This is a genomic window from Caldimonas sp. (assembly GCF_046289365.1).
GTDB lineage: Bacteria > Pseudomonadota > Gammaproteobacteria > Burkholderiales > Burkholderiaceae_C > Caldimonas.
The window spans coordinates 1-3435 of record NZ_JBKBVU010000263.1 but is presented as its reverse complement, the minus strand read 5'-3'; the positions used below and the strand labels follow the sequence as shown (position 1 = coordinate 3435).

Annotated in this window: 4 protein-coding genes; 2 read left to right on the top strand and 2 right to left on the bottom strand. The window is 71.1% G+C overall.

Going from position 1 to position 3435, the window contains the following annotated elements:
- Window positions 1–148 precede the first annotated feature (148 nt).
- The gene (locus ACK42S_RS16645) at window positions 149–889 is read left to right on the top strand and encodes a LysR substrate-binding domain-containing protein (protein WP_409710150.1); all 741 of its coding nucleotides are present in this window, start codon (window positions 149–151) and stop codon (window positions 887–889) included.
- Here the strand turns inward: ACK42S_RS16645 and ACK42S_RS16640 are convergent, their stop codons facing one another.
- Together ACK42S_RS16640 and ACK42S_RS16635 are read right to left on the bottom strand one after the other, a co-directional pair.
- The gene (locus ACK42S_RS16640) at window positions 890–2206 is read right to left on the bottom strand and encodes a D-amino acid dehydrogenase (protein WP_409710147.1); all 1317 of its coding nucleotides are present in this window, start codon (window positions 2204–2206) and stop codon (window positions 890–892) included.
- Between the two features lie 36 nt (window positions 2207–2242).
- The gene (locus ACK42S_RS16635; RefSeq protein ID WP_409710144.1) at window positions 2243–2920 is read right to left on the bottom strand and encodes a LysE/ArgO family amino acid transporter; all 678 of its coding nucleotides are present in this window, start codon (window positions 2918–2920) and stop codon (window positions 2243–2245) included.
- Window positions 2921–2993: 73 nt separating this feature from the next.
- On the opposite strand from ACK42S_RS16635, the gene ACK42S_RS16630 reads away from it, so the two are divergent.
- A partial coding sequence (locus ACK42S_RS16630) for a LysR family transcriptional regulator (protein ID WP_409710141.1) occupies window positions 2994–3435 on the top strand: 442 nt, incomplete at its 3' end.

Here is a 3435-nt window from a genome sequence, read left to right as displayed (position 1 = left end):
CGAGTAGCCATAGCGGTCGGCACCCCGCTGCAGCAGTTTGCGTTGTTGAAATCCAAAAAACAGGTCAAAACGATTGGCTGCTACTTCATTTGCAAAAAGGCGTTCGTAAAACACTTGTGCGCCGAAGGCCGAGGCCCTGTGGCCCGAGGTGCGCGCCGCGCTCGACCGTCTGCGCGAGGCCACCGAGCCGCGCGGTTTCGATCCGCGCACCCAGGAAGCCACCTTCCGTCTGGCCATGGCCGACGCCACGGCCGCCACCTTGCTGCCGGCGTTGGTGCAGGCCATCGAATCGATCCAGGCCCTGACCCAGGTGCGCGTGCTGCCGCTGACCACACGCGACCCGCGCCCCTGGCTGGAGCGCGGCGAAGCCGATTTCGCGATCGGCTACTTCCCCCAGGCTGTCGCAGCCTTGGAAGCCGAGGGCGGCCAGGCCACCATCCACCACCAGCGGCTGTACGACGGGCACTATGTGTGCGTGATGCGCAAAGGCCATCCGCTGGCGCAGGGCGAGCTCACGCTGGAGCGCTTCTGCGAGGCTCACCATCTGCTGGTGAGCTTTTCGGGGCGCGCGCATGGCTTCGTCGACGAAGCCCTGGCCGCGCTGGGCCGCACCCGGCGCGTGGTGCTCACGGTCAACCAGTTCTTCACCGCCGGGCGGGTGGTCACGGGCTCGGACCTGCTGACGGTGCTGCCTTACGAGTTCCTCAGCGCCACCGGCTTCGAGGACGAGCTGGCGATCCAGCCCATCCCGCTGGCCCTGCAGGGCGTGCACGTGGAGGTGCTGTGGCACCAGCGGCACGACCGGCATCCGGCCCATGTCTGGATGCGCGAGCGCATCGTCGCGGCCGGACAGGCGCATCAGCGCCGGCGCTCGGCCCGGGGCGGCTGATCAGGCGGCCACACGGCGCAGGCCGGATGCCCCCGCCAGGGCGGCCTGGGGCCCGCAGAAGCAGAAGTCCAGCGCCGGCCGCTTGCCGCTCATCAGCTCGGCCAGCGCGCGGCCCGAGCCGGCGCCGTGCGTCCAGCCCAGCGTGCCGTGGCCGGCGTTCACCCACAGCCGGCCCACGCGGGTGCGGCCGATGTAGGGGATGTTCGAAGGCGTGCTGGGGCGCAGCCCAGTCCAGAAGTTCGGCTCGCTCAAATCGGCCACCCCGGGAAAGAGCTCTTCGTAGCGCTTGAGCAAGGCCTGGCAGCGCACCCGCGCGGTGGACGTGTCCAGGCGGGTGTCGTAGCCGGCCAGCTCGGCCGTGCCGGCGATGCGCACGAACTCGCCCAGGCGCGAGATCGCAATCTTGCGGCTGTCGTCGAGCAGGCTTACGACACTGGCCTTGTCGGGATGCTTCAGCCGCAGCGTGGCCGAATAGCCCTTGGCCGGGTAGATGGCCAGCGACACGCCCAACGGGCGCAGCAACGGGGCGGTGTACGAGCCCATCGCCGCCACGTAGGCGTCGGCCACGAGGGTGTGCTGGCGGCCGCTGCGCATGTCGCCCACACGCACGCCGCGCACCTCACCGCCACCGGCCTCGAAGCCCAGGACGTCGTGCTCGTAGAGCAAGCGCGCCCCCCGCTGCGCGCACAGGCGCGCCAGTTGCTGGGTGAAGACGCGCGCGTCGCCCGACTCGTCGCTGGGGGTGTAGGTGCCGCCGGCGATGTGGGGCCCGTAGGCGGCCAGCGCGGGCTCCACCTTCAGCACCTCCTCGCGGCTGAGCACGCGGCGGTCCACGCCGTACTTGCGCATCAGCTCGGCCCCGGCCGCGCCGTCCTCGAAATCCTTCGGCGTCGAGAAGAAGTGCAAGATGCCGCGCTCCAGGCGCTGGTAGTCGATGCCGGTGCGCGCCACCAGGGCCTTGAGCGACTCATGGCTGTAGCGGCCCAGGGCCACGAGCTGGCGCACATTGCGCTCGAAGGCCGCGTCGTTGCATTGGGTGAGGAAACGCAGCCCCCACAGCCACTGCTGCGGGTCGAGCCGGGGACGGAACAGCAGCGGCGAGTCGTCGCGGGCCAGCCACTTCAAGACCTTCAGCGGTGCGCCGGCGCTGGCCCAGGGTTCGCAGAAGCTCACCGAGATCTGCGCGCCGTTGGCAAAGCTGGTCTCCAGCGCGGCATCGGGCTGGCGGTCGACCACGGTGACCTCGTGGCCCTCTTCGAGCAGGTACCAGGCCGTGCTGATGCCCACGATGCCGGCGCCCAGAACGATGACTCGCATGATCGACTCCTCGAAGGAACGGGGGCATCCCGAGGTTCAGACCCCGGAGGCCCCCAGGGGTTGCAGCAGCAATTGCGCCGCGATCCAGAACATCACCGCGGCGATCACCGCGTCCAGGCCACGCCACACCTCGGGGCGGCGCAGCCAGCCCGAGGCCAGACGCGCCCCGTAGCCCAGCAGGCCGAACCAGGCGGCCGAAGCCGCGCCCGCACCGGCCAGGAAGGCCCAGCGCGCCGCCGGCGGATGCTGCGCGCCCAGCGCTCCCATCAGCACCACGGTGTCCAGGTAGACATGGGGGTTGAGATAGGTCATCGCCAGCGTCGCCGCCAACGTGGGCGCCAGGCCCCGGTCGCCGCCTCGGGCCACCAGGCCGGCCGAGGCGCCCGCCCAGGCGCGCCGGGCCGCCATCGCCCCATAGGCGATCAGGAAAGCCGCCCCGCCGTAGCGCATCGCCTCCATCCACAGCGGCGAGGTGGCCAGCCAGCGGCCCAGGCCCATCACGCCCACCGCAGTGAGTGCCCAGTCGGACAGGATGCACACGGCCACCACCGCGCCCACATGCCGGCGGGCCAGGCCCTGACGCAGCACCAGGGCGTTTTGCGCCCCGATGGCCACGATCAGCCCGGCCATCGCGACCAGGCCCTGCAGCCCCGCCGCCACGAGGGCGGGCGAGCTCAGGACGAAGGCGTCACGGGTCGGGTCCAGGGCCAGCATCCGGGCATTGTGGGCAGGGCGCCGCTTCCAGTGAAGCGAGATGAATATTGTTCCGATTACATTAGCGTCACTTATGAACGACCTGGACCCTGCCGCCCTGGAATGCCTGGCCGCCCTCGTGGACGAGGGCAGCTTCGAGCGGGCCGCCACGCGGCTGGCCATCACGCAGTCGGCCGTCTCGCAGCGCCTGCGGGCTCTGGAGGCCCGGGCTGGTCAGGACGTGGGGGTGCGTGTGCGGCCCCTGCGTCTGACCGAGCCGGGCAAGGTGCTGCTGCGCTTTGCGCGCCAGTGGCAGGCGCTGCGCGCCGACGTGGCCCGCGAGCTCGATGCGGCCGGCGGCGGGGGCGACCGGCTGCCGATTGCCGTGAACGCCGACAGCCTGGCCACCTGGGTGCCGCCGGCGCTGGATGCGCTGGTGCACGAGGGCGTCTCGCTGGAGCTGGTGGTGGACGACCAGGACTTCACCCACGACTGGTTGCGCCAGGGCGCGGTGCTGGGCTGCGTGAGCACGGTGC